The sequence below is a fragment of the Microcystis sp. M_OC_Ca_00000000_C217Col genome (genome assembly GCF_007095585.1).
GTDB lineage: Bacteria > Cyanobacteriota > Cyanobacteriia > Cyanobacteriales > Microcystaceae > Microcystis > Microcystis panniformis.
This window is the reverse complement of sequence record NZ_SFBV01000185.1, coordinates 1-4,604: the sequence shown is the minus strand read 5'-3', so window position 1 is coordinate 4,604 and position 4,604 is coordinate 1. Positions and strand designations below refer to the sequence as shown.

Here is a 4,604-nt window from a genome sequence, read left to right as displayed (position 1 = left end):
TATAGATGATTTCCTGACCTAAGATCACATTTTATTCTTTTTTCCACTTCAATCTAAGAATTGAGAAAAAAGCAAAACCCTCCATTATACCATAAAAAAATTATGCAAGAGGTCTAATATTATCATGGAATTGTCACTCAAAAACCTATGGCCAAAGGAAAACATAGCATCTTACAATTTGAGTTAGCCTCTGCCATTAATCAACAGACTAAACCTCAAAAATTAGCTTATGCTCTACCTGAATTGCGTTGTACTTTTGCAGAACGTTCAATTGTGCCAGATATTGCGGTGATTCGTTGGGAGAATTTGCCAAGAGATCTAGATGGAGAAATGGCCGATCAATTTTTACGTTATCCAGATTGGATTATTGAAATTATGTCTCCTGAACAATCTGTTACCTTAGGGATGGAAAAGATTATTTTCTGTTTACAACAAGGAACAGAATTAGGTTGGTTGATTGATCCTTTAGCAAAGTCAGTCACCGTTTTTCAAACAGGATTACCGAAAGTACATATTGCAACTGAAGGAAATAATGAGCCTTTAGCAGTGATTAAAGGTTTAGAACGTTGGTCAATATCAGCAGCGGATATTTTTGCTTGGCTAAAGGTTTAATTTGTTCTGTCAGCATCGTTTGGTTTATCAGTTTATTCCAGAAGAGTAAAGTTGTCAAAGTTATAGGGATATGGACTCATTTTTTAATTATTTTATACTGGTAGCATTAATGATTGATTTGGATTGTAAAAATTAGGAACATGAAAAGCTTATGTTATAAGACTTTTGCCTTCCGCAAAGCGGTATAAATACCCTCAAGATAACATAAAAATACGATATAAATTCCCCCACTCAATTGACTGAATCAAGGGGCATTTATGGTATTTTAGAAACAATTTAGCCTACTTTTCTGGTTTCTTTTTCGGTGGATTTGGATGGTTTTAGTTTACGCTTCAGGGTTGAAGCTGCGCCGAGTGTACTAAGTAATAGGAGTCTTAAAGTTCAAGTTTTCCAGAAAGAAAATTAAACTAATTAAACATTCATATTAGGGTTTTATGTTAAATCTAATGTGTATCGCATCGCTTCTTCCAATTGCTGTAAATAACTAGAAGAAAGTGTCCCCAACTGTCTCTGAAGTCGTTGTCTATCAATAACAACAATTTGATAACATAAGGCTACTGATTCCTGATTTAAACCTCCTTGTCCTGCGGGAATAACCATTGTTCCGGGGATTTGTGCGCGACGTAAATTACTGGTTAATGGAATTACAACAACAGTGCTAGTGAAGCGATCAATATTGTTATATTCGACAATAATAACAGGTCGAATACCAGCTTGTTCTGAACCACGACTCGGATTCAAATCAGCTAGATAAATATCGCCTCGCATTTATTCCTTATCCTCTTGTTCAAGGTGAGATAAATAATCGGGTAAAATACTTTCTGAAAAGCTAATATCCTCTTGAGCAAATTCATTTTGTAACGACTGTGCTTCTGCATCTGAAATATTATCCCATTTCTGAAAACGTGAATTTCTTTGTAAGGATTTGACAAATTCAAGGACTTGTTGCTGTTTTTCTAGCGGTAAAGTCTTAATACTTTGCAAAATCTGGTCTTGAAGATTATTAATATGGGTGACAGACATTTTAGCTTTTACTATATTTACACCAGTCTAACTATTTTACCACAAAAAACGCTCTTGTTGTTAATTAGTTAGCAACAATTAAATAATAGACAATAAACAATACACAAAAAATACCCCCTCAACTGACTAAATGAAGGGGCATTTATGGTGTTTTTAGAAGCAATTTAGCCGACTTTTATGGCTTAAGTTTGCGCTTCAGGGTTGAAGCTGCGCCGAGAGTGCCGAGAGCGAGGAGGAAAGTTATAATTTGAGGAACACTATTAGATATGTAGATATGATTAGATAAGGTACAATGAAAGATGTAGATGCACCTACTTAAGCCATGAAACAAGTTCTCAAAAATATTGAGGTATCGGAGATTCCCACACTAATCGATACATGGATAGATATTCCTGTAAATTAATCGATAGTAAAAAATGTGGGATATCCCGAACGATCAGCACGTATGGAATAATATGTATTGGCTGGAACACCATGTAAAGGTGGTATGGCTAAATAACAACGCCGGAAAGTTTTATCCAACATAGTTTTTTGCATACATCTTTTTACCGATTTCACGGGGATCAGGCAACTAATACTACTAAAAGTCGCACCAGGAATACCTGGCACTATCGAAAATCTGTCATGATCATTTATACACTTATATACTTGACCAGATTGAGCTATTAAAAAGTCTTTGTTTTCACTTAAGTTAAATGTTTTAGCTTGTCGAGACACAGTTAGTCCCAATAAAGTTAATACAGCCGTTATGTATATTACACTTGTTTTCATTAATGTATCTCCTCAAAAGTGCGATCGCCTTCTCGCAGCTAGGTGAAGCAACAACCCAACCCAAGACACAAGGCAGATAGTAGAACAATACACATTCCCCCCCCCACAACTGTATTAAAAGTTACAGTTTAATAAATCTTTATATTCCTTTCTTAATCCCGATAAAGAAACCGCAGAACCAAGTCGGTTGTGAACAGCCCACCGTTTTTACCATTTTTGGTTAGTATCTGGATGTGGTATTATTTGAGGTGTGTTTGGATTATCTGATACGATCAAGGTCTATGACAACTTACTATGAAATCCTCCGCCAAATAGAGAATCTTCCCCTTACGGATAAGTTGCGACTTTTAGAGGATTTAAAAACTATCATCAAGCCGACCCTAGCGCCAAAAGATGACGATGAGATCATTCCAGCCGAAGAACTTGCTGAAAGCCAAGCAGCATGGCAAGATTATTTATCCGGTCGAGATACTGGAATCACTTCAACAGAATTAAAATACAAACTATTTGGAGATAAACTTGGCTGATTATATTCTACTTAGACAAGCAGAACGCTACTTAGAAAGAATGCCAAAAAATGACCAAATTCGTATTCTTGAAGCTTTGGATACTTTGATTTCGGATTCTACAAAATTAGATATTAAACCCCTTTACGGAAGATGTGTGATAATTTTTGCTTATGTAAGGTTAAATGCTTACTGGGCAAGACTTTTAGGACTATTTTGAAAGAAGAAACTATCAGTATAGACCTCGTTTACACACAGAAACCAGAAGAGCCAGATTGCGAGTGGGTAAGTAAGTACCTAAGCAAAATTAATTACACATTTCGATAAAGCTTTTGCCTCTTGCCTATTGCCTCTTGCCTGTCTTCACTAGGAAATTTATTTTGCATGACTACTTATAGATTGTTGTTTTTTGAAGATAGAGATAACAATCTATAGGTCATTACAACTATTAAACCTCGCAGCGATGTCTATAAATAATACCAGAACTCTTTTCTAGACTGCTGTTTCTCCTTTCGCCATAAAACAGTGATTCACAGAGGAAGGAATTTCAGGCGTTTTCCACTGTTTTACTCCTTCTCAGGCGACCTATCACCTTCCGTGAGGGATTGTGGCGCGATATGTCGGATTTGCTGCCTAATTATTGGGAATTAATGAAATCTTGAGGATGAACGATGGTAATATTGGGAATAGGGATAAAGTCATCAGGATTAAAGGTTAATAAATGGGTAATGTTAGAAGCTTTCATGACAGCAAGAAGCCTAATATCATGAGTGCGTTTTCCTTTAATGTTGTAGATGGTGACTAATTGAAACCAAAGGGGAAAAATATCCGGCGTTTCTGCAATTAATGTAAAGTTATCTAATAAATCATTGACATAATTTGTAGCTTGTGCTGGAATCCAACCTAAACCATTAACATCAAGGGGTCGGGTTGCAACTACCCAAAATTCAATTAAAACTTGAGGAATAATAACACATTCATTAGCTGTTTCGACGATTTGAGTAATTACATTATTAGCAAGAGAATAAGTTGCTGAAGACGTATCAGCCGCCCGAAGCAAAATGTTAGTATCCAGTAAATATTGAGTCATTAGTCTTCATACATAGTATCACGGTGTAAAGCTTCATCAGGTAAATTCGCACTTGTTTTAGGAAGTTTAGCGATTACTTTCTGCCATTTTTGAGCTTTTTCCTGGGGAGTGAGACTATAATCTGGGGAAGGGAGGGAAATTCTTGAGGTGAGAGATTCGGTGAAGGATAACACTTCTTGTTGTTTTTCTAAGGGAAGTTTTCTTAGGTTTTTAATGATAACTTGTTCAATGTTCATTTGACTTAGACTAATAGGCAACCATATCAATCATATCTCATAATGACACAAGGTCGGGTTTTTTGCAGTTCGGAACCCCTAGTCGGATCGAGTTCCACTAGAACCACAGTAAATCTTTCTACCATAGATTTTCTGGCTCGAACTCGTTTTCCACTCCTAACCAATCCTGTAACTCTGCTTCGAGCGGTTCGTCATCAAACAATTCAGTCCACCCCTCTCTCACCTTCTTTTTAGCACTCAGAATAATTTTTGGCGTTGCTGAATTAAGCTATGAATCAGTAAGGAATAGGCACTTCTTGAAACTTCAGATAATGAATTAATAAACGAATAGAGTATCCTAACATTTCTGTAGACTTAGAATAGCAG

Annotated in this window: 8 protein-coding genes and 4 pseudogenes; 3 read left to right on the top strand and 9 right to left on the bottom strand. The window is 36.3% G+C overall.

Translation table 11 applies throughout. The features are described 5' to 3' along the window. Window positions 1-117 precede the first annotated feature (117 nt). Window positions 118-612: pseudogene (locus tag EWV66_RS10810) on the top strand (Uma2 family endonuclease); the annotation flags it as partial. A 276-nt stretch (window positions 613-888) separates the two neighbouring features. Here EWV66_RS10810 and EWV66_RS10805 read toward each other — a convergent pair. The 4 genes and pseudogenes from EWV66_RS10805 to EWV66_RS10790 form a co-directional block, all read right to left on the bottom strand. Further along, a pseudogene (locus tag EWV66_RS10805) lies at window positions 889-993 on the bottom strand (PEP-CTERM sorting domain-containing protein); the annotation flags it as partial. Between the two features lie 51 nt (window positions 994-1,044). Further along, window positions 1,045-1,380 carry a type II toxin-antitoxin system PemK/MazF family toxin gene (locus EWV66_RS10800; protein WP_052278029.1) on the bottom strand — a complete coding sequence of 112 codons (336 nt, stop codon included), beginning with the start codon at window positions 1,378-1,380 and terminating at the stop codon, window positions 1,045-1,047. Next, window positions 1,381-1,635, bottom strand: coding sequence for a hypothetical protein (locus tag EWV66_RS10795; protein ID WP_002734916.1), 255 nt, complete (start codon window positions 1,633-1,635; stop codon window positions 1,381-1,383). It abuts the gene before it with no gap. Window positions 1,636-2,034: 399 nt separating this feature from the next. Further along, the gene (locus EWV66_RS10790) at window positions 2,035-2,406 is read right to left on the bottom strand and encodes a hypothetical protein (protein ID WP_170863933.1); all 372 of its coding nucleotides are present in this window, start codon (window positions 2,404-2,406) and stop codon (window positions 2,035-2,037) included. 281 nt (window positions 2,407-2,687) lie between these two features. Here EWV66_RS10790 and EWV66_RS10785 point away from each other — a divergent pair, with 281 nt between their 5' ends. Then, window positions 2,688-2,933, top strand: coding sequence for a hypothetical protein (locus EWV66_RS10785; RefSeq protein WP_185237454.1), 246 nt, complete (start codon window positions 2,688-2,690; stop codon window positions 2,931-2,933). After that, window positions 2,926-3,132, top strand: a complete 207-nt coding sequence (locus EWV66_RS10780) for a hypothetical protein (protein WP_287115957.1) — start codon at window positions 2,926-2,928, stop codon at window positions 3,130-3,132. Before EWV66_RS10785 ends, EWV66_RS10780 begins: the two co-directional genes overlap by 8 nt. A 417-nt stretch (window positions 3,133-3,549) precedes the next feature. On the opposite strand, the gene EWV66_RS10775 is transcribed toward EWV66_RS10780, so the two are convergent. From EWV66_RS10775 to EWV66_RS10760, 5 genes and pseudogenes are all read right to left on the bottom strand, one after another. Then, complete coding sequence (locus EWV66_RS10775) at window positions 3,550-4,002, bottom strand: type II toxin-antitoxin system VapC family toxin (protein WP_002785445.1); 453 nt, start codon at window positions 4,000-4,002, stop codon at window positions 3,550-3,552. After that, entirely contained in the window at window positions 4,002-4,238 is a 237-nt protein-coding gene (locus tag EWV66_RS10770; protein ID WP_008202209.1) for a hypothetical protein, read from the bottom strand. Before EWV66_RS10770 ends, EWV66_RS10775 begins: the two co-directional genes overlap by 1 nt. Before the next feature lie 26 nt (window positions 4,239-4,264). Then, on the bottom strand, window positions 4,265-4,363 hold the full coding sequence (locus EWV66_RS10765; RefSeq protein ID WP_128575298.1) for a type II toxin-antitoxin system PemK/MazF family toxin: 99 nt from the start codon (window positions 4,361-4,363) through the stop codon (window positions 4,265-4,267). Then, window positions 4,357-4,488 (bottom strand): annotated as a pseudogene (locus EWV66_RS24115) (AbrB/MazE/SpoVT family DNA-binding domain-containing protein); the annotation flags it as partial. The gene EWV66_RS10765 and the pseudogene EWV66_RS24115, both read right to left, overlap by 7 nt. 25 nt (window positions 4,489-4,513) lie before the next feature. After that, window positions 4,514-4,604 (bottom strand): annotated as a pseudogene (locus EWV66_RS10760) (IS1 family transposase); the annotation flags it as partial.